The 19,554-nt window shown below is 34.3% G+C and carries 21 protein-coding genes; 16 read left to right on the top strand and 5 right to left on the bottom strand.

Going from position 1 to position 19,554, the window contains the following annotated elements; all coding sequences use genetic code 11:
• Positions 1-8: 8 nt before the first annotated feature.
• The 4 genes from ACJJVP_RS10960 to htpG all read right to left on the bottom strand — a co-directional run bounded on the left by ACJJVP_RS10960 (position 9) and on the right by htpG (position 4,166).
• Positions 9-641, bottom strand: coding sequence for an MOSC domain-containing protein (locus tag ACJJVP_RS10960; protein WP_405413630.1), 633 nt, complete (start codon positions 639-641; stop codon positions 9-11).
• Between the two features lie 163 nt (positions 642-804).
• Positions 805-1,791, bottom strand: coding sequence for a hypothetical protein (locus ACJJVP_RS10965; protein ID WP_405413632.1), 987 nt, complete (start codon positions 1,789-1,791; stop codon positions 805-807).
• Between the two features lie 80 nt (positions 1,792-1,871).
• Complete coding sequence (locus ACJJVP_RS10970; protein WP_405413635.1) at positions 1,872-2,183, bottom strand: hypothetical protein; 312 nt, start codon at positions 2,181-2,183, stop codon at positions 1,872-1,874.
• A gap of 93 nt (positions 2,184-2,276) precedes the next feature.
• Complete coding sequence (gene htpG, locus ACJJVP_RS10975) at positions 2,277-4,166, bottom strand: molecular chaperone HtpG (RefSeq protein WP_405413638.1); 1,890 nt, start codon at positions 4,164-4,166, stop codon at positions 2,277-2,279.
• Between the two features lie 371 nt (positions 4,167-4,537).
• Between htpG and ACJJVP_RS10980 the strand changes: the two genes are divergently transcribed.
• The 4 genes from ACJJVP_RS10980 (at position 4,538) to ACJJVP_RS10995 (ending at position 8,398) form a co-directional block, all read left to right on the top strand.
• Positions 4,538-5,191 carry a TetR family transcriptional regulator C-terminal domain-containing protein gene (locus ACJJVP_RS10980; RefSeq protein WP_405413641.1) on the top strand — a complete coding sequence of 218 codons (654 nt, stop codon included), beginning with the start codon at positions 4,538-4,540 and terminating at the stop codon, positions 5,189-5,191.
• A 15-nt stretch (positions 5,192-5,206) separates the two neighbouring features.
• Positions 5,207-6,520 (top strand): ABC1 kinase family protein, encoded by a 1,314-nt coding sequence (locus ACJJVP_RS10985; RefSeq protein WP_405413644.1) that lies wholly within the window; start codon positions 5,207-5,209, stop codon positions 6,518-6,520.
• Between the two features lie 114 nt (positions 6,521-6,634).
• A complete protein-coding gene (locus tag ACJJVP_RS10990) occupies positions 6,635-7,645 on the top strand; it encodes a 3-oxoacyl-ACP synthase III family protein (RefSeq protein WP_405413647.1) in 1,011 nt (336 codons plus the stop codon).
• 393 nt (positions 7,646-8,038) lie between these two features.
• Positions 8,039-8,398 carry a CoA-binding protein gene (locus tag ACJJVP_RS10995; RefSeq protein ID WP_405413649.1) on the top strand — a complete coding sequence of 120 codons (360 nt, stop codon included), beginning with the start codon at positions 8,039-8,041 and terminating at the stop codon, positions 8,396-8,398.
• Between the two features lie 19 nt (positions 8,399-8,417).
• Here ACJJVP_RS10995 and ACJJVP_RS11000 read toward each other — a convergent pair whose 3' ends face one another.
• A complete protein-coding gene (locus ACJJVP_RS11000) occupies positions 8,418-9,881 on the bottom strand; it encodes a sodium:solute symporter (protein WP_405413651.1) in 1,464 nt (487 codons plus the stop codon).
• A gap of 173 nt (positions 9,882-10,054) precedes the next feature.
• Between ACJJVP_RS11000 and ACJJVP_RS11005 the strand changes: the two genes are divergently transcribed.
• The 12 genes from ACJJVP_RS11005 (at position 10,055) to ftsY (ending at position 19,518) form a co-directional block, all read left to right on the top strand.
• Positions 10,055-11,365 carry a M20/M25/M40 family metallo-hydrolase gene (locus ACJJVP_RS11005; RefSeq protein WP_405413653.1) on the top strand — a complete coding sequence of 437 codons (1,311 nt, stop codon included), beginning with the start codon at positions 10,055-10,057 and terminating at the stop codon, positions 11,363-11,365.
• Between the two features lie 108 nt (positions 11,366-11,473).
• Positions 11,474-12,094, top strand: coding sequence for a recombination mediator RecR (gene recR / locus ACJJVP_RS11010; protein WP_405413656.1), 621 nt, complete (start codon positions 11,474-11,476; stop codon positions 12,092-12,094).
• A 90-nt stretch (positions 12,095-12,184) separates the two neighbouring features.
• Positions 12,185-13,636, top strand: a complete 1,452-nt coding sequence (locus ACJJVP_RS11015; RefSeq protein ID WP_405413658.1) for a dihydrolipoamide acetyltransferase family protein — start codon at positions 12,185-12,187, stop codon at positions 13,634-13,636.
• Positions 13,637-13,874: 238 nt separating this feature from the next.
• Positions 13,875-14,651 carry an exonuclease domain-containing protein gene (locus ACJJVP_RS11020; RefSeq protein ID WP_405413661.1) on the top strand — a complete coding sequence of 259 codons (777 nt, stop codon included), beginning with the start codon at positions 13,875-13,877 and terminating at the stop codon, positions 14,649-14,651.
• 1 nt (position 14,652) lies between these two features.
• On the top strand, positions 14,653-15,567 hold the full coding sequence (locus ACJJVP_RS11025; protein WP_405413664.1) for a carboxypeptidase-like regulatory domain-containing protein: 915 nt from the start codon (positions 14,653-14,655) through the stop codon (positions 15,565-15,567).
• 6 nt (positions 15,568-15,573) lie between these two features.
• Positions 15,574-16,185: a fumarylacetoacetate hydrolase family protein gene (locus ACJJVP_RS11030; RefSeq protein ID WP_405413666.1), complete on the top strand. Its 612-nt coding sequence runs from the start codon at positions 15,574-15,576 to the stop codon at positions 16,183-16,185.
• Positions 16,185-16,523 carry an Hpt domain-containing protein gene (locus tag ACJJVP_RS11035; RefSeq protein WP_036155865.1) on the top strand — a complete coding sequence of 113 codons (339 nt, stop codon included), beginning with the start codon at positions 16,185-16,187 and terminating at the stop codon, positions 16,521-16,523. Before ACJJVP_RS11030 ends, ACJJVP_RS11035 begins: the two co-directional genes overlap by 1 nt.
• Positions 16,523-17,773 carry a competence/damage-inducible protein A gene (locus tag ACJJVP_RS11040; protein WP_405413670.1) on the top strand — a complete coding sequence of 417 codons (1,251 nt, stop codon included), beginning with the start codon at positions 16,523-16,525 and terminating at the stop codon, positions 17,771-17,773. Before ACJJVP_RS11035 ends, ACJJVP_RS11040 begins: the two co-directional genes overlap by 1 nt.
• Before the next feature lie 69 nt (positions 17,774-17,842).
• Positions 17,843-18,082: a 50S ribosomal protein L28 gene (gene rpmB, locus ACJJVP_RS11045; protein WP_036155860.1), complete on the top strand. Its 240-nt coding sequence runs from the start codon at positions 17,843-17,845 to the stop codon at positions 18,080-18,082.
• A 21-nt stretch (positions 18,083-18,103) separates the two neighbouring features.
• Positions 18,104-18,286: a 50S ribosomal protein L33 gene (gene rpmG / locus ACJJVP_RS11050; RefSeq protein WP_027067805.1), complete on the top strand. Its 183-nt coding sequence runs from the start codon at positions 18,104-18,106 to the stop codon at positions 18,284-18,286.
• 35 nt (positions 18,287-18,321) lie between these two features.
• A complete protein-coding gene (locus ACJJVP_RS11055) occupies positions 18,322-18,474 on the top strand; it encodes a DUF4295 domain-containing protein (RefSeq protein ID WP_071340023.1) in 153 nt (50 codons plus the stop codon).
• An 87-nt stretch (positions 18,475-18,561) separates the two neighbouring features.
• A complete protein-coding gene (ftsY, locus tag ACJJVP_RS11060) occupies positions 18,562-19,518 on the top strand; it encodes a signal recognition particle-docking protein FtsY (protein WP_036155858.1) in 957 nt (318 codons plus the stop codon).
• Positions 19,519-19,554: the final 36 nt, after the last annotated feature.

Genomic DNA, 19,554 nt, shown 5'->3' on the forward strand with positions numbered 1-19,554 from the left:
TTAAAATATTATAGGTATTTCTTGAACCTGTCCTTTTTGTATTGCGGTACAGCTTCGTTGTTCATGAACAGTTCTAGCAAATCTTTTGATTTTTCTTTAGCGAACATCAATTCATAAAATTGTTGAGAGGTAAAAGTATTTTCAGATTGTTCCACTAATATCATTTCATTACCAGCGGATACAAGACCTTCTTCTAGTATTTTTACGTAGGTGCCTGGGTGATTATGGGTAATAAATTCTTTAAGGATTTTTTGTGTGCCAAAACGGATGCCTAGTTTATAGCAAGGCTCACGTGGCTGAGAAACTTGTACGAGCGCTTTACCGATTTTGTAAATATCGCCCACTCGAATTTTGGATTCATCAAGACCTTCTACGGTTAGGTTTTCACCGAACATGCCCCAATCCCATTCTAAATCTGGGTAAAGATTCTTCCAATAATCATAATAGTCGGCAGAGAAAAGATAGCACGCTTTGTTGGTGCCACCATGGTGAACACGGTCTATTACAATGTCATCTTTAACGTCATTTTTAGTTAGAAATAAACTTTTAGAAGTTGGGTATTTGAAGATACCGGTTTGCTCTGTAGCACCGTTCCATTCAAAAGTTACTGCATCTCCTATGTTCGTTGAAATCACCTTCATGTGGTGAAGATAAAAAAAGCACTAGTATTTATGATAAAAGGTTTACCTAAAGTTGACCAAACTGTTATTAAATTGGTTGAAAACAGCTAATGTAAATGATTAACTAAAGATTTTTATGCTTCATATTTGCTAATTTCTAAATTTAGAAATTAGACTATTTGTATTAATTGATGGTCAAAGTGTCTTTTAATATGTTAGTATTCTGATGATTTGATGATTCTCTGTTTTCTGGGAAATACCAAAAAGGGATGGTTACTAAAACTTTATCTATGGTCTTGGATTCTTCATCGCTTTGATTCTCTTTAATAGGACCTGTTATGGTCAAAATGTGTTTACCTTCATTTAAGTTTTTGATATTTAAGTAAGTTTCAAAACCCAGCCTTTCTTTGGCATTCGAGCTAATTATAAAATCACTTGGATATTTGTTAGAATCAATTTCGATGATATAAGTTGAATTAATTGTCTCGAGATAATCTTTTAGATTAATTGAATCTTTAATATTGTAAGAATTAATTTCGCCAGCATTAAAGTTAATTGTTATAGACGATTGAAAACCTCTTTTATCAATCTTGGGTTTAAGTGATTTGTTTTTATTGAATAAAAAGTCTTCCATATTTCTATTATATAAAAGAAAAACCGGAAGATATTGGGTGCTAATTATTTTTGACGGGATTGATGTTATATCTATAAACATATCTTTTTCAGTTGAAAGATTATCATAGTGAGCTCTAAATAATTGAAATTCTGAAGAATCATTTTTTAAACTTAAATAATTGGAGCTTTTATACTCTATTGATGCAATAAAAACAATAAGAATATATATCGGTAATAGAATATAACTTATACGTTTTCCTAATTTATTATCTAAAAAATTATAAGCTAAAGGGCGGTATAGAAAAGATAAGGTCAGTTTACTGAATATCCAATAAATAGGAAAATAAATTTTCGAAGTCCATTTTTTCCTTTTTAAAAATCCCTGACTTAAAAAATCAATAAAAATAATTAATGCGGAGATTAGAAATATAAATGTGAGTATTACCGCAATTATTTCCATAATTTCTTTTGGAATAAATGTTAATAATCGCAATGATTCGTCTAAAACCACTAACGAAAACATTACACCAAAAAAACCAATTACATAAAATATCATTAAAAATGATACTGCAAAAATGATACTACAATATGTTTCTAGATTAGCAATATATTGGTCAAATGAACCAACTTTTTTCTTTAAATAAGAACTGAATAATCTATATCACCGGAAACATATCTAAGACCTATAGCTCCAATCCATAAACCTCTAAGTAAGACATGGAATAGTAGATTGAAAATAAATATTTGACAACAAATTAGGGCAATAGCCCAAAGCGCACCTAATTCTAGTATTCCTGTTACTGCACTTGTTGCGCTTTTTAATTCTATAGATTCGTACGCAGCTAAAAGTCCATAAATTGCAAAACCCGAAATAATCAATTCTAACTGCCAGCTTTCTTGCTGTAATGTATCTAACCACTTTTTAAACTTAGGCGAATTGTATTCCATCGATTATTCCTTTGATTGAAAGATAACAACATTTAACAAAAAAGCCACTACAAAAAATGTAGTGGCTTTTCTTAAGATTATAGGAAATGGAAATTACTTTACCATCTCGTAGCTACGCTTAATGAAATCTGTTAAAGCTTTACCTTTAAGTAACCCTTTAGATAACTTCGCCAAGTCTAGTGATTGATTGATCAATCGCTCTTTTTTCTTCGCTGTCTTTGTGTTTAGAAACTCGCTAACCAATGGGTGATTCGTATTAACGATCAGGTTGTACATGTCTGGCATAGAACCCATACCGAACATACCACCGCCACCGCCAGTCTGTTGCATTTCTTTCATACGACGCATAAACTCAGGCTCTGTAATAGTGAACGGAGAAGAATCGCTATCCATAGCTTCTAATTGAACTGTAAAGCTTTTATCAGTAATAGCTTCTTCCAATTCTTTCTTCAAGGTCTCTTTTTCTTCTTCAGATAATTTAGAGATTTGAGTTTCTTCCTTTTGGATCAATTTGTCAATATGATCGGCATCTACACGTGCAAAAGAAATATTCTCTTTAGAGCTTTCTAGCTTCTGCATTAAGTGACCGATGATAGGCGAATCTAATAACAGCACTTCATAACCTTTAGCCTTGGCAGTTTCAATGTAACTGTGTTGTGCTTCTTTGTCAGATGCGTAAAGAATAACTGTTTTTCCGTCTTTGTCTGTCTGTGTATCTTTTATTTTCTCTTGCAATTCTTCAAACGTAAAGTAAGAACCATCTACGGTTGGGTAAAGTGCAAACTTATCTGCTTTATCAAAGAACTTATCTTCAGAAAGCATTCCGTATTCAATAACGATTTTAATATCGTTCCACTTCGCTTCAAACTCGGCACGATCATTTTTGAACAGCGAGTTCATTTTATCAGCCACCTTTCTAGTGATGTAAGAAGATATTTTCTTTACCGCACCATCAGCCTGTAAATACGAACGAGATACGTTTAGCGGAATATCTGGAGAATCTATAACACCACGTAACATGGTCAAGAATTCAGGAACGATACCTTCAACGTTATCAGTAACGAATACTTGATTTTGGTATAGTTGAATTCTATCTTTCTGCTGATTTAAATCGTTAGAAAGTTTTGGGAAATATAGAATACCAGTAAGGTTAAAAGGATAATCTACATTTAAATGAATATGAAATAAAGGCTCTTCGAACTGCATTGGGTAAAGCTCTCTGTAAAAACTCTTATAGTCTTCTGGCTTTAAATCTGCAGGTTGCTTTGTCCATGCTGGGTTAGGGTTGTTAATGATATTATCAACCTCTTTCGTAGGTGCAGGATCTTCTTCTTTTGCACCTTCAGGTTTTGGTAAGGTTTCAGTTTTCATTCCAAATTTGATCGGAATAGGCATGAACTTGTTATACTTACTTAAAAGCTCGTTTATTTTACCATCTTCTAAAAACTCGGTAGAATCATCTGCGATATGAAGAATGATTTCCGTACCACGCGTTTCTTTTTCTGCTGGTTCCATGATAAATTCTGGAGAACCGTCACATGACCAATGAACCGCTGGCTCATCTTTAAAACTCTTGGTGATAATCTCTACTTTATGGGCAACCATAAACGCAGAATAGAATCCAAGTCCAAAATGACCAATAATTCCTGAATCTTTAGCAGAGTCCTCATACTTGTTCAAGAACTCTTCAGCACCAGAGAAAGCTACCTCGTTAATATATTTCTTTACTTCTTCTTCTGTCATACCAAGACCTTGGTCAATGATATGTAGTTTTTTGCCTTCTTTGTCTGCTTTAACCTCTATAATAGGGTTACCATATTCAACCTTTGCCTCGCCAATTGTGGTCAAGTGCTTCATTTTTAAGGTTGCATCGGTTGCATTCGAAATTAACTCTCTTAGAAAAATTTCGTGATCACTGTACAAGAACTTCTTGATCAGTGGAAAAATGTTGTCTACGGACACATTAATTTTACCTGTTGCCATTTTTTATATTTTTTATGCCACAGTTAGTGCGGCCATAATTAATAATGATTGTTCGTTGCTATTGATCAAAAAAAATACCACAATAGCATATTGTGACAAACTGACAGTTTACTGCCTTTAAAAGTTTAACATATATTTTTGTTTATTAAATATTAAAAAACGTTAAACATAATGTATATTTGTTTTGTGGTTATGAAAAAGTGCTATGAAAAAGAATTTTAAGCATAATCACATGTTGATTATTTATTGGTTAGGTTGTTTTGAAAACGTGCTATTTAAAAATAGCACGTTTTTGCTAAATAAAGACTAACGTTTTATGAAATCTTCTAACTATGAAATCTGCATCGTACCTCATATAAAAATAATTTGATATGCCTGCAAAAGCCAAAAAAGTAACAAAAGAGACGATTATAACAATGTTTATGGACTACGTTTTAGAAAACGAGAAGTTACCTAAAACGGTCTATAAATTTTGTAAAGTAAATGCTATTGAAGAATCAGATTTTTATCTTCATTTTGGATCAATAGATGCCATTAAGAAAGGTATTTGGAATACATTTTATTTCAATACAGTTAGTGTAATAGAGAAAAATAAAGAGTATCAAGATTTTACCAATAGAGAAAAGATGCTTACGTTTTTCTATACCTTTTTTGAAGTACTGACATTGAATAGAAGTTATATCTTATATATAATGGATAGTGCTTCTGGTCCGTTCAAAAATATGGAGCAGTTAAAAGGGCTTAGAAAAAACATTAAGGAGTTTTCTAAGGGCTTGATTGCAGATGGCAATGCAGACAAGAATTTAAAAATTACGAAACACAATCCGCAATTGTTTTCAGAAGGGGCATGGTTACAGACCATATTTTTAATGAATTTTTGGAAATCGGATGATTCTGCCGCATTTGAGAAAACAGATGTAGCTATTGAAAAATCTGTAAACACCATTTTCGATGTGTTTGATAACACACCACTAGAGAATATTCTAGACTTCGGGAAATTTCTTTACAAGGAAACCTTTGCCTAATCTAAATCATACGATTTGAAAACACTTGATAAAATACCTACCGGAAAAATAGAGCGTGCAAGCAAGCTGGTGAAAACCGGAGCTAAAATTGGTGGTAATTATGCCAAGTATTTGGGCAAGAAAATCATAAATCCAGACACGACTAAAGACGAATTAAACGAAGATAATGCCGCAGATATTTATGACGGATTAAAATCGTTGAAGGGTAGTGCGCTTAAGGTTGCACAGATGTTGAGCATGGAGAAAAATTTACTGCCTAATGCTTATGTAGAGAAGTTTTCACTTTCACAATTTTCAGTTCCCCCTTTATCGGCACCATTAGTTAGAAAGACTTTTAAAAAGTATTTAGATAAGTATCCAGAGGAAGTTTTTGATACATTCGATAAAGATTCAATAAATGCCGCTAGTATAGGTCAGGTGCATAAAGCCACCAAAGACGGTAAAAATTTAGCGGTAAAAATTCAGTATCCAGGTGTAGCACAAAGTATAAGTAGCGATTTGGCGATTGTAAAGCCTATTGCTATTCGTATGTTCAATCTTCAAGGTAAAGATTCAGATAAATATTTTAAGGAAGTTGAAAATAAACTGGTAGAAGAGACAGACTATATTTTAGAAGTTTCACAAAGTAAAGAGATTACCGAAGCATGTTCAGTAATACCTAATATCAATTTCCCAAAATATTATACAGAATTATCTAGTTCACGTATAATTACAATGGATTGGATGACCGGTAAACACTTGAGTGAATTTACAAAAACAGATTTTTCTCAGGCAACAGGAGATAAGTTAGGTCAGGCATTGTGGGATTTCTACATGTTTCAAATTCACGGATTAAGAAAAGTACATGCCGATCCTCACCCTGGTAATTTTTTGGTGAATGATAATGAAGAGCTTATTGCAATTGATTTTGGTTGCATTAAGGAAGTGCCAGATTCTTTCTATGTGCCGTATTTTGAACTGGCAAAACCAGAGGTGATATCAAATGATAAAAAGTTTACAGAAAAGTTATACGAGCTTGAAATATTGATGCCTAATGATACTCCAGAAGAAATATTATTTTTTAAATCGATATTTCATCAATTGCTAAGTTTATTTACATCACCATTTCACAATGAAGATTTTGATTTTGGCGATGAGGTTTTTTGGAGTGAAATAGCGGCGTTAGGAGAACAATTCTCTTCAGATAAGCAAATACGGAAAATGAATGGAAATAGAGGTTCCAAGCATTTCTTGTACATGAACCGTACCTTCTTTGGTCTTTATAATCTTCTTCATGATTTAAAATCAAATATTAAAGTAAACGACTACCAGAAATATTTGAGTTTGTAATTTCTCGCTTATTTTAATAATAGATGATTGTTATATTTTCAAAAAAATTTCTTAATAGTTGTTTATATTGCAACACTAATTCAACCTGAGTTTTATCAGGATTAAAAAATTACTATGTATAATTCAAAAATAATCGGCTTAGGTCATTATGTACCTGAAAACGTAGTGACAAACGATGATTTGTCAAAAGTGATGGATACTAATGATGCTTGGATTCAAGAAAGAACCGGTATTAAAGAAAGAAGACATGTAGTTAGAGGTGATGGAGACACCACCACGACTATGGGTGTGAAAGCCGCTAAAGTTGCCATTGAAAGAGCTGGTATAGATAAGGATGATATTGATTTTATCATTTTTGCAACTTTGAGTCCTGATTATTATTTCCCTGGTCCTGGTGTATTGGTACAACGAGATTTAGGTATTAAAACTGTTGGTGCATTAGACGTTAGAAATCAATGTTCTGGTTTTGTGTATGCTGTTTCTATTGCAGATCAGTATATAAAAACGGGTATGTATAAAAATGTACTAGTTATTGGTTCTGAATTACATTCTCATGGTTTGGATATGACCACAAGAGGTAGGGGAGTTTCAGTAATTTTCGGTGATGGTGCCGGTGCGGCAGTATTAACTAGAGAAGAAGATACTACCAAAGGTATATTGTCAACACATCTACATTCAGAAGGTCAGCATGCAGAAGAGCTTTCTTTAATTGCACCTGGTATGGGTAATAGATGGGTAACCGATATCATTGAAGATAACGATCCTAATGACGAATCTTATTATCCGCATATGAATGGTCAATTTGTATTTAAAAATGCAGTTGTTCGTTTCAGTGAGGTTATTGTAGAAGGTTTGGAGAAAAATAAATTGAATGCGACCGATATTGATTTGTTGGTTCCGCATCAAGCTAACTTGAGAATATCTCAATTTATTCAAAAGAAATTTCAGTTAAGTGATGACCAGGTTTTCAATAACATTATGAAATATGGTAACACTACAGCTGCATCTATCCCTATTGCACTTACAGAAGCATGGGAAGAAGGTAAGGTGAAAAGTGGAGACTTAGTTGTTTTAGCTGCATTTGGTAGTGGTTTTACCTGGGGCAGTGTAATTATTAGATGGTAAAAATAAAGCACCCATAGTTTTGGCTATGGGTGCTATATAGTTTTACTTAATAAGAAAAAACCAACCAATCTTCTTTATTAAACATCCCTATATAAAGTAATAGACGTAATTATGTTCTAAATGTTACTTCTTCATTCGATATATCGAAAAAATGAAGTGCACTTAATATGGTAAGCTTTTGTCAAGTGTAAAAAAGAAGAAACCCGAACATTCCAAAATAAATTGGAAGCCGGGCTTCAAATGCTGATAGGCTATACTAAACACTAACCATTAACTATAAACATATAGCGTTACCAACAATATTTTTAAACTCGTAAGAGTATCTAACTTTACTAATAGACGAAATATTGTCTTATTAGTTACATATTAGTCCTCTTTTAACATTTTTTTATCATGAAAAAGACCCTAGTGTTCGGAGCCTCCTTAAAACCAAATCGATATAGCAATTTAGCGATACATAGACTTGTTGATTCGGGGGTTGAAACCTTAGCTTTTGGATTAAGTGAAGGTGAGGTTTCTGGTGTCAGTATCAATAACACTTTAGACAAAATTAGTGATATTCATACAATTACCCTATATATTAATCCAAAAAGACAAGAAGAATATTATAATAGTATTATTTCTTTGGCACCAAAACGAGTGATTTTTAATCCCGGAACGGAAAATTACGAGTTTTATAAGCTATTGGAAAATAGCGGTATAGAGGTGGATGTAGCTTGTACCTTGGTACTTTTAGGAACTGGTCAATATTAAGTAATATCGCTAATACTGGCTACAGCCTTTTTTTACGAATGAGCCATAATCCTACAAAGGTTAGCAGACCATTCAACGGTAAAAGTTCATATCCGAAGACATAACCACCAAAATAGTCACTAGGTAGCTTCGCTATAATGAGAATTATGGAGACGCAAACCAGAGCTACAATCCATACATATTTATCTTTTACTTGATGTTTGGTGAAAATTCCGAAAGAGAATAATCCTAGTAACGGTCCGTAGGTGTATGAGGCAACAGTGAGCAGCCCGTCAATTACATTTTTATCCAATATATATTTAAAAGATATAACCACTAGAATTAACAAAATGCTCATGCCTACATGGGTCATTCTACGGGTCTTTTTTGCTATTTGTTCAGATTTTTTCTCTGTTCCAAGAAAATCTATACAAAATGATGTGGTCAAAGAGGTAAGTGCACTGTCTGCGCTACTGTAAGCAGCTGCAATTAAACCTAACATAAACGTTACGGCAACCGTTATGCCTAAACCACTATTTAGTGCTATTTCTGGAAATAAAAGATCAGACTTCGGTGAGCCGTCCATAAGGGGTAATGCAATGTTGTGTGCATCTGCATAAATAAATAACAGAGCACCAAGAAGCATAAAAACAAATGTAACTACCACCAATACAATACTGAAGCTAACCATATTTTTTTGAGCCTCACCTAAGTTTCTACATGTTAGGTTTTTTTGCATCATATCTTGATCAAGTCCCGTCATGCATATGGTAATGAACATTCCACCTAAAAACGATTTTACCAGATGGTTTTTAGAAGAAAGATCGTCAATAAAAAAGGTTTTGCTATACTGACCTAATTCAGGAGAGTTTAGAAACTCCATAAAAGTCCAATCCATTTTTTCGAGTATAAAATAAATGGATAACCCCACTGATATCAACATAAACAAAGTTTGCAAGGTATCGGTCCAAACAATTGTTTTAATTCCGCCTTTAAAAGTATAGATCCAAATTAGTAGTATGGATAGAATAACAGTAATTTCAAAAGGAACGTTCCAAGCATCGAACACGAATTGCTGAAGAACAATAGCTACCAGAAATAAACGAAAAGCAGCGCCAAGCACTCTAGAGATAAAAAATGAAATAGCACCCACTTTATAACTTACAAAACCAAATCTATCATCTAAATACTGATAAATAGAGGTTACATTCTGCTTGTAATAAATAGGAAGCAGTACAAACGCGGTAACCATGTAGCCTAAAAAATACCCAAAAACAACTTGCATATAGCTGAATTCAGAAGCCTTTACCCAACCTGGTACAGAAATAAAGGTAACACCAGATAAAGAGGCGCCCACCATACCAAATGCTACCAAATACCATGGCGACTGTTTACCTGCTTTAAAAAAATCTTCGTTAGAATCGTTTTTACCAGTGAAATATGAAATAATCAACAGTAAAACAAAGTAGCCAGAAATTAAAAGTAAAATATGAGAGGCGTTCATGGTGTAAAATTTGCGGCAAATTACAAAAAGTTAAAGGAGCTTGTGAGATAACTTAAAATCTTGGAGCTTAATTTGAGAATACTTTAATTAAGAACTGATAAAGTTGGTTTACATTTTATTACCGATTTAATTTTGATACCTTATCGAATATCAAATTCTAAATAAAAATAATTATGAATAAGGGGCATCTTTTGAAAAATAAAAGCTTTTTAGGTTTACTGATTTTCGGCTTGCTATTAAGTAATGTATTAAAGGGTCAAGAGAGTGTAGTTGCGGATAAGAAAATTGATAAGGCAGTCGGTAAGCTTCTAAAAGATAAAAAAATAAAAAATGCTTTTGAGATTATAGATGCTATCGAGGATGAAACAGAACGTGATTTAATTACGTTAACAGAAATTCCTGCTCCACCTTTTATGGAAGCTGAGAGGGCAGAAGCATTTAAGGAAATGTTTATGGAAGCAGGTTTAGATGAAGTTTCAATAGATGAAGTCGGTAATGTTATAGCAATAAAAAAAGGAACAATGGGCGGTAAAATAGTTGTTTTAGATGCTCATTTAGATACCGTATTCCCAGAAGGGACAAATGTAAAAGTGGTTAAAAAAGGAGATACTTTAGTTGCACCAGGCGTTGGAGATGATACCAGAGGGTTAGCAATGTTACTAGCTATTTTTAAAGCTATGAAGAAAGCTGATGTAAGTACTGAGGCAGATGTTTGGTTTGTTGGTTCTGTAGGTGAAGAAGGATTAGGAGATTTACGTGGGGTAAAGCATTTGTTCAGAGATGGGGCTACAAAAATAGATTCATGGATATCTATAGATGGTGGTACGGTTGGCAGAGTTAATAATGCGGGATTAGGTTCTGTAAGGTATAAGGCGCTGTTTAAAGGAAAAGGAGGGCATTCATGGGGTGCATTCGGATTGGCAAATCCACATCATGCACTTGGTTTTGCTATTAAGGAGTTTACTGAAAATGCTAAAGCATTTACCGATGAAGGAGCTAAAACAAGTTTTAATATTGGTAGAATAGGAGGAGGTACTTCGGTTAATTCTATTCCTTTTGAATCTTGGATGGAAGTTGATATGCGGTCTGTTGATAGTGGTCGATTAAAAGAAGTAGAAGCTATTTTTAAAGAATCTATGGAAACTGCTTTAAAGGCATATAATAAAACAGGTATTGATGATGAAATATCATTAGAGCTTATAAAAATTGGCGATAGACCATCGGGCGAGCTTTCATTAGACACTCCTTTAGTGCAACGTGCCATTAGTGCTACTAATTTATTTGGTTATAAGCCAAGTCTTACTAGGGGTTCTACAAATAGTAATATTCCTATTTCAATGGGCATACCGGCAATTACCATTGGTAGAGGAGGTATTGGCGGTGGAGCACATTCACTTCATGAATGGTGGTTAAATGAAAATGGTGCAGAAGCTATTAAATTGGCAATGTTGCTTACTGCTATTGAAGCTGGTTACGTAAAATAGCGGTTGTTGGTAAGATTTTTTCGATAATTTTTAAATGTTAAATAATTTTATGAAAACCGTAAGAGTTGATTTTCAAGTTTAGTTGTAAATTTATCCCGACAAAAACTTATGGATTTCTCATCTAAATTATTGGAAAACGCAGTGTATGAAGTTTCGCAATTACCAGGTATTGGTAAGCGTACTGCATTACGTTTGGTATTGCATTTATTAAAACAGCCAGAACAGCGTACAGAAAATCTTTCTACGTCTTTAGTAGATTTAAGAGGTAGAATACAATTTTGTGAAAATTGCCATAATATTTCAGATACGACCATGTGCGAAATATGTGCCAATCCTAAAAGAGATGGCGCATTGGTTTGTGTCGTTGAAGATATTAGAGATGTCATGGCAATTGAAAATACAGGTCAATTTAGGGGTAAGTACCATGTTCTTGGTGGTAAAATATCCCCTATGGAAGGCATTGGTCCACAAAATTTGAAAATAGGAACTTTGGTGGATAAAGTGAGAAAAGGCGTAATAAAGGAGTTGATTTTTGCGTTGAGTTCTACCATGGAGGGCGATACCACCAATTTTTATATTTTTAGACAGATAGAAGGATTGGATGTAAAAACGTCTACCATAGCAAGAGGAATAGCGGTTGGCGATGAATTGGAGTATGCAGATGAGGTCACTTTGGGTCGTAGTATCTTAAATAGGGTGCCATTTGAAGGGTCGTTAAGACAAGATTAGTACTTGATTTTCGTTTAAATATCAATAAAAAGGTATTTATTTTATTATTTTTGCAAAAAACATAAACAAAACAAGCTTTAAATTATCGATATGTCAAAATTTGAATTGAAACTACCACGTATGGGAGAGAGTGTTGCAGAAGCAACATTGACGTCATGGTTGAAAGAGGTAGGTGATACGATTGAGATGGACGAAGCCATTTTTGAAATTGCTACGGATAAGGTTGATAGTGAAGTGCCAAGTGAGGTTGATGGTGTTTTAATTGAAAAATGCTTTAATGTTGATGATGTGGTAGAGGTAGGTCAAACAGTAGCAATAATTCAAGTAGGTGGTGATGTTGATGTAAGTGATTCTACAGATACCGTTCAAGATATAGCAGAACCAGAGCCGGTTCTTCAAGAAATGGTTGCAGCGGCAGAATCAGCGGTGATGCATGCAAGAGCAGAGACATCTACGGCGCAATTAAATGGAACTTCTGATCGTTTTTACTCTCCTTTAGTTAAGAACATAGCAAAAGAAGAAGGTATTTCTTTTGAAGTTCTTGAAACAATTTCAGGAACAGGCAAGGACGGCAGAGTAACCAAAGATGATATATTAAACTACGTTAAAACCGGAGAAAGTAAGCCGGTTGCAAAGGTAGCAACTCCAGAAAGAGTTGTTGTACAAGATAGGGTTGAGGCACCGGTTAAGGTAGCTGCCCCCGCTCCAACACAGGAAAAAGTTGCAGCGCCTGCAGTGACGGCTAAGGCGGCACCGGCCGCTCCGGCAAGTGCTCCAGCACCAACGCCAGCTAATGCCCCTGCTCCAGAAAAACCAAAAATGCAGGTTTCTCGTGGCGATGAGGTAATACCTATGACTAGAATGGGCAAGTTAATTGCCAAACATATGACGGATAGTGTTACTACATCTGCACATGTACAGAGTTTTATAGAGGTAGATGTAACCAATATTGTTACATGGCGTAATAAAATTAAAGATGCATTCTTTAAAAGAGAAGGTGAGAAGTTTACGTTCACACCAATTTTTATGGAAGCTGTTGCCGTGGCATTAAAGAAATATCCTATGATGAATATTTCAGTTGATGGTGATACGGTTATAAAAAAGAAGAATATTAATATAGGTATGGCGGCAGCTCTGCCAGATGGTAATTTGATAGTGCCGGTAATAAAAAATGCGGATCAATTAAATCTATTAGGTATAGCTAAAGTTGTAAATGATTTGGCAGACCGTTCTAGAAACAATGCGCTTAAGCCAGATGAGGTGCAGGGTGGTACTTATACGGTAACCAATGTTGGTACGTTTGGTAGTGTGTTTGGAACTCCTATAATCAATCAGCCACAGGTTGGTATTATGGCATTAGGAGCTATAAGAAAAATTCCTTCGGTTATTGAAACTTCGGAAGGTGATGTAATTGCAGTACGTAGTAAAATGTATTTATCTCATAGCTATGATCACAGAGTGGTTAATGGCGCTTTAGGTAGTATGTTCGCCAAAGCTGTTGCAGACTATCTGGAAGGTTGGGATGTTAATAGAGAGGTGTAAACCTAAAGAGATATTATAATTATAGTACCCCATTATACAAAATGTATAATGGGGTATTTTTTTTCTAATTGTATAGTTTTTAATTCATTATACATGTTGATTTGGTTAAAGTAAAATGGATTTACTATTTAGGCAAATCCGTATTTTCTTCAGCTTTTTGATTTGAAATAAAATTAATCCCTAGTAATTTTATGTGTCTAAAAAACGAAAGTGTATTTTTGTTAAAAGTTGAACACTTATGGAATTAAAGCTTACCAGACCTATTTGTTTCTTTGATTTAGAGACAACTGGGATCAATGTGGCAAAAGATCGTATTGTAGAAATAGCGATTTTAAAAGTATACCCTAACGGTAATAAAGAAAGTAAAACATGGCTGGTGAATCCTGAAATGGTGATACCGGAAGAGGTAATTGCCGTTCATGGTATTACCAATGAAAAGGTGGCTAACGAGCCAACCTTCAAAGAACTTTCTAAAGAAATTTATAAGATTATAAAGGATAGTGATTTAGGTGGATTCAATTCTGACCGATTCGATATTCCTTTGTTGGCAGAAGAATTATTGCGTGCAGATATAGATTTTGATATGAAAAATACGGTATCTGTAGATGTACAGACCATTTTTCATAAAATGGAAAAACGTACCCTAGAAGCTGCTTATAAATTTTATTGCGATAAAGACCTTACCGATGCCCACAGTGCTGCGGCAGATACTAATGCTACTTATGAGGTGTTGCTTTCTCAGTTAGATAGGTATCCTGACTTGGAAAACAATATTAAAAAACTATCAGAATTCTCAAGAAGAAAGCAATCTGTAGATTTCGCAGGTTTTATAGCAATGGATGAAGAAGGAGAAGAAGTTTTCTCTTTTGGTAAGCATAAAGGCAAAAAAGTACATGCGGTTTTAGAAAATGAACCAGGTTATTTTGGGTGGATGCTAAATGCAGATTTCCCATTATATACTAAAAAGATTCTTACTCAAATTAAACTGAGCAAACTCAATAATAAATTAGGTTAAAATGAGAATTTGTTTAGTATTATTTTTATTGATAATGGGTGTTGGTCACGCCCAAGAAGTTTTGGTTGAAGGTCATGTATATGATGATAAAACCAAAACCGCAGTGCCGTATGCCAACATAAGTTTTTTAAAAACGCTCAAAGGAACTTCTAGTGATGAAAAAGGATATTTTTATATAGATGTTCCTGAATCATATTTAGAGCGGGAGGTGCATATTTCAGCATTAGGATTTAAAGACACCATAATGCCTGCAAAGGTAATTTCTGAACAGAAGAAAATTTACATGAAAGAAGAAACCTTTGAGCTTGAAGAAGTGGTGGTTTCTCAAAGTTTGGGTGATTCACAAGTGTTAAATCCTGTGAGCTCGTATAGTATTAAAAGTGGATTCTCCTCTGCAGAGACCCCTTGGGTATTGGCTTTATATTTTCCAAATATAGGTGCTGCCAAAAAGTATCTGCAGAAAATAACTATTCATGTACAACAGAATAGCAAGTTTAAAAGAGCTTCGTCTAAATTTAGACTTCGTGTTTATGATGTAGATATAAAGACACGTAAACCAAATCACGATTTAATTCGCAAAAGCATCATATTAGAGAGCTCTACAAAAGAAGATTATGTTTCCATAGATCTTTCAAGCATGGGTATAAGAATGCCAGACGAAGGTGTGTATATTGGACTAGAGTGGATTTTCCTTCCTTATAATTGGTATACAAATACGTACAAACACGCCATTACAAATAAGAATGTAGTGGAAGATCGTTTTGCTCCTACATTTGCTGCGGTATATCAGAAGAATCAAAATTTTAAAACTATGGTTTACGGTATGGGCGAGTGGAATGAATTTGGGATAAAGGCACCTGGTAATAATGAAAACTTAATACCTGCCATCAGTTTAAAATTATCTAAGAAAAAATAAGTCCGGATGAAAATTATATGCATAGGTAGAAATTATACAGCACATATTGATGAACTGAAGAATGAGAGACCGGAAGAACCGGTGGTTTTTATAAAGCCAGATTCATCTGTTTTGCCTAAACAGCAAGATTTTTATATTCCAGAATTTACGGATAATGTGCATTATGAGGTTGAGGTCTTGGTGAAAATTAAAAAAGTAGGTAAGCATATAGCTAAGGAATTTGCACCTACTTACTATGATGAAATAGGATTGGGTATAGATTTTACTGCAAGAGATTTGCAATCGAAATTAAAAGATAAGGGGTTGCCATGGGAAAAATCGAAAGGTTTTGATGGTGCTGCTGTGATAGGGGAATGGCTTCCTAAAACTGATTTTGAGGATATTAATAACCTAAATTTTAAGTTGTTAAAGAATGGTGAAGTCGTTCAAGATGGCAATACCAGTTTAATGCTTTGGAAGATAGATGAAATAATTGCTTATGTTTCAACGTTCTTTATGTTAAAAAAAGGAGATATTATTTTTACCGGAACACCTGCGGGTGTTGGGAAAATAAGTCCAAATGACTATCTTACGGGTAGTTTGGAAGACAAAGAGCTTTTTAACTTAAAAATTAAGTAATGATTTATAGCCTGGATAAGATTAATGAGATGGCAGAGGGGGATCAGGATTTTATAAATTCTGTTATATCTGTTTTTTTGGAAGAAGTACCTGAAGATTTAGAGGCTCTAGAAAAAGCCCTTCAAGAAAAAGACCATGATCAAGTATATAAACTTGCTCATAAAATAAAGCCAAATGTTGATCTGCTAGGAATGGAACAAACACGTGCCATAGCCTTGGAGTTAGAAACTTTAGGTAAGCAAGAGGCTAATATGGCGGAGATCGAGAAAAGATTTCCAATGCTAAAGACCGATATCAATCAGGTTGTGGCAGAATTAAAAAATGACTTCCAGTTATAATGCTTGCAGAAATTATTACTATTGGCGATGAAATTCTCATCGGTCAAGTTATTGATACCAACTCTGCATTTATAGGTAAGGAGTTAAATAAGATTGGTATCTCGGTTTATCAAATAACTTCTATTCAAGATGAACGCGAACATTTATTAAATGCTTTTAAAGATGCATCAGAACGCGTAGATGTAGTCATCATCACAGGTGGTCTGGGTCCTACAAAAGATGACATTACCAAACATACTTTATGTGAGTTCTTTAATGATACCCTTATTGAGAACGCAGAGGTATTGGCGCATGTAGAAGAGCTGTTCGCAAAATATATAAGTAATACCCCAATATCCGATATCAATAGGATGCAGGCTCTAGTACCTAGTAAGGCAGAAGTCTTACATAATGCCAATGGTACCGCTCCTGGTATGTTGATAAGGGAAAATGAAGTTACGTTTATTTCTATGCCGGGTGTGCCTTTTGAAATGAAGCACCTAATGACGGAATCTGTGATTCCTAAATTGGCATCTTATTATAAAAGACCACATATTATCCATAGAACTGTAGTTACTTATGGTTTGGGAGAAAGTGCAATTGCCAAACGTTTAGAGGTTTGGGAAGGTGCATTGCCGGTTAATATAAAATTAGCTTATTTACCTAATCTAGGTAAAGTGAGGTTGCGTTTATCGGGTAAAGGACCTAGTCTTGATGAGTTGGAAACGGCGATGAACGCTGAAATTGAAAAATTACACCCTTTAATCGATGATATTATATTCGGTCTTGAAGATGACGAAAGTATAGAAGAGATTGTAGCGAAATTATTGACTAGCAAAAATTTAACCTTATCCACTGCAGAGAGTTTTACAGGTGGTAAAATTGCCGAGAAGATTACTTCAATACCTGGTGCGTCCAATTATTTTAAAGGAAGTGTGGTCAGTTATGCTACAGAAGCAAAAATAAATGTATTGAATGTACCTAAAGAAATTGTAGATCAATATTCTGTAGTTAGTGCAGAAGTTGCTACGGCAATGGCAAAAGGGGCAAAAGAATTGCTAAAAACCGATTATGCAATAGCAACAACTGGTAATGCAGGACCTACAAAAGGAGATTCAAATGCAGAGGTTGGAACGGTATTTATTGCGATCGATGGTCCGAAGTCAAAATATGTACAAAAATTTCAAATGGGAAGCACCCGTGAGAGAGTTGTGGAAAAGTCTGTGAATAAGGCATTTGAGCTTCTTCAAAAAGAAATTTTAAAAATGTGATCTTTATTGTTGTTGGAACGATAAAAAAGATATAAATTTGCACCCTGTTTAAAAGAAAAAGTCAGCACGATGTCAAAAGTTTGTGAAATTACGGGTAAGAAGGCGATGTTTGGAAACAATGTTTCGTTTTCCATTAATAAAACTAGAAGAAGATTTGATGTAAATCTATCTAAAAAACGTTTTTACATTCCAGAGGAAGACCGTTGGATAACTCTTAAAGTATCTACAAGAGCTTTAAAAAGTATCAATAAGAAAGGTATATCTGCTGTTTTAAAAGAAGCAAAAGCAAAAGGATTCGTTATTAAGTAATCTGGAAAATAGAGCGATAAGATGGCAAAGAAAGGTAATAGAATACAAGTTATATTAGAATGCACTGAGCATAAAGAATCTGGTCAACCAGGTACTTCAAGATATATCACTACCAAGAATAAGAAGAATACTCCTGAGAGATTGGAAATTAAAAAATTCAATCCTATTCTTAAGAGAATGACCCTTCACAAAGAAATTAAATAGATTTTCACTTTAGAGAATCACAAAAAATATAAGTCATGGCTAAGAAAACCGTAGCAAGTTTACAGACAAGTTCTAAAAGATTGACAAAAGCTATAAAAATGGTTAAGTCACCAAAATCAGGTGCTTACGTTTTTGTAGAACAAGTAATGCCACCAGAATTGGTAGATGCTTGGATTGCCAAGAAATAAGAAATATAACTTTTAGTAGTTATTGAGCCCCTTTCCTACGAAAGGGGCTTTTTAATTTTTTATATTTGACTAACCATACAATCAAAAATGAGTTTATTTAAAAAAATATTTTCTTCTCAGAAAAAGGAAACCTTAGATAAAGGTTTGGAGAAAACAAAAACAAGCTTTTTTTCTAAATTAGGAAAAGCAGTTGCCGGTAAGTCTAAAGTTGATGATGATGTTCTAGATAATCTTGAAGAAGTACTGGTTTCTTCAGATGTTGGTGTAGATACTACATTGAAAATTATTGAAAGAATAGAAGCAAGGGTAGCTCGAGATAAGTATGTAGGTACAGATGAGCTTAACTCTATTTTAAGAGCTGAAATTGCTGGTCTACTTTCTGAAACTAATGACAGTGAAACTGGCGATATTCAGATACCAAAAGATAAAAAGCCCTATGTAATAATGGTCGTTGGTGTAAATGGTGTTGGTAAAACAACCACTATTGGTAAGTTGGCACATAGATTTAAAAACCAGGGTTTAAAAGTAGTGTTGGGTGCTGCAGATACATTTAGAGCAGCTGCAATTGATCAGTTACAAGTTTGGGCTGATCGTGTAGATGTACCCATTGTAAAACAACAAATGGGAAGTGATCCTGCATCCGTTGCTTTTGATACGTTGAGTTCTGCCGTTACCCAAGATGCAGATGTAGTTATCATAGATACGGCTGGGCGTTTGCATAATAAGGTGAACTTAATGAATGAGTTGACCAAGGTTAAACGTGTAATGCAGAAGGTAGTTGAAGATACGCCGCATGAAGTATTATTGGTATTAGATGGTTCTACAGGTCAAAATGCATTTGAACAAGCAAAACAGTTTACAAAGGCTACGGAAGTAACTGCCTTAGCCATCACCAAATTAGATGGTACGGCAAAAGGTGGTGTTGTTATCGGTATTTCTGATCAATTCAAAATTCCGGTAAAGTATATTGGTGTAGGTGAAGGTATCGAAGATTTACAGGCTTTCAATAAGCACGAGTTTGTAGATTCATTCTTTAAAATTTAAAATTGAGATACGGCTGGTTCATACTTCCTCTTTTAA

Origin of the sequence: Maribacter sp. Asnod1-A12 (assembly GCF_045063735.1) — a bacterium.
Taxonomy (GTDB): Bacteria; Bacteroidota; Bacteroidia; order Flavobacteriales; family Flavobacteriaceae; genus Maribacter.

What these genes read in the sequence shown, in the direction of transcription:
- ACJJVP_RS10995 (WP_405413649.1), top strand. Translation starts at nt 8,039, where the DNA reads ATGAAAAAGACCCTAGTGTTCGGAGCCTCCTTAAAACCAAATCGATAT.
- ACJJVP_RS10990 (WP_405413647.1), top strand. Translation starts at nt 6,635, where the DNA reads ATGTATAATTCAAAAATAATCGGCTTAGGTCATTATGTACCTGAAAAC.
- ACJJVP_RS11055 (WP_071340023.1), top strand. Translation starts at nt 18,322, where the DNA reads ATGGCTAAGAAAACCGTAGCAAGTTTACAGACAAGTTCTAAAAGATTG.
- ACJJVP_RS10970 (WP_405413635.1), bottom strand. Translation starts at nt 2,183, where the DNA reads ATGGAATACAATTCGCCTAAGTTTAAAAAGTGGTTAGATACATTACAG.
- recR (WP_405413656.1), top strand. Translation starts at nt 11,474, where the DNA reads ATGGATTTCTCATCTAAATTATTGGAAAACGCAGTGTATGAAGTTTCG.
- htpG (WP_405413638.1), bottom strand. Translation starts at nt 4,166, where the DNA reads ATGGCAACAGGTAAAATTAATGTGTCCGTAGACAACATTTTTCCACTG.
- ACJJVP_RS10960 (WP_405413630.1), bottom strand. Translation starts at nt 641, where the DNA reads ATGAAGGTGATTTCAACGAACATAGGAGATGCAGTAACTTTTGAATGG.
- ACJJVP_RS10965 (WP_405413632.1), bottom strand. Translation starts at nt 1,791, where the DNA reads ATGATATTTTATGTAATTGGTTTTTTTGGTGTAATGTTTTCGTTAGTG.
- ACJJVP_RS10980 (WP_405413641.1), top strand. Translation starts at nt 4,538, where the DNA reads ATGCCTGCAAAAGCCAAAAAAGTAACAAAAGAGACGATTATAACAATG.
- ACJJVP_RS11000 (WP_405413651.1), bottom strand. Translation starts at nt 9,881, where the DNA reads ATGAACGCCTCTCATATTTTACTTTTAATTTCTGGCTACTTTGTTTTA.
- ftsY (WP_036155858.1), top strand. Translation starts at nt 18,562, where the DNA reads ATGAGTTTATTTAAAAAAATATTTTCTTCTCAGAAAAAGGAAACCTTA.
- ACJJVP_RS11020 (WP_405413661.1), top strand. Translation starts at nt 13,875, where the DNA reads ATGGAATTAAAGCTTACCAGACCTATTTGTTTCTTTGATTTAGAGACA.
- ACJJVP_RS11035 (WP_036155865.1), top strand. Translation starts at nt 16,185, where the DNA reads ATGATTTATAGCCTGGATAAGATTAATGAGATGGCAGAGGGGGATCAG.
- rpmG (WP_027067805.1), top strand. Translation starts at nt 18,104, where the DNA reads ATGGCAAAGAAAGGTAATAGAATACAAGTTATATTAGAATGCACTGAG.
- ACJJVP_RS11030 (WP_405413666.1), top strand. Translation starts at nt 15,574, where the DNA reads ATGAAAATTATATGCATAGGTAGAAATTATACAGCACATATTGATGAA.
- ACJJVP_RS11005 (WP_405413653.1), top strand. Translation starts at nt 10,055, where the DNA reads ATGAATAAGGGGCATCTTTTGAAAAATAAAAGCTTTTTAGGTTTACTG.
- ACJJVP_RS11025 (WP_405413664.1), top strand. Translation starts at nt 14,653, where the DNA reads ATGAGAATTTGTTTAGTATTATTTTTATTGATAATGGGTGTTGGTCAC.
- rpmB (WP_036155860.1), top strand. Translation starts at nt 17,843, where the DNA reads ATGTCAAAAGTTTGTGAAATTACGGGTAAGAAGGCGATGTTTGGAAAC.
- ACJJVP_RS11015 (WP_405413658.1), top strand. Translation starts at nt 12,185, where the DNA reads ATGTCAAAATTTGAATTGAAACTACCACGTATGGGAGAGAGTGTTGCA.
- ACJJVP_RS11040 (WP_405413670.1), top strand. Translation starts at nt 16,523, where the DNA reads ATGCTTGCAGAAATTATTACTATTGGCGATGAAATTCTCATCGGTCAA.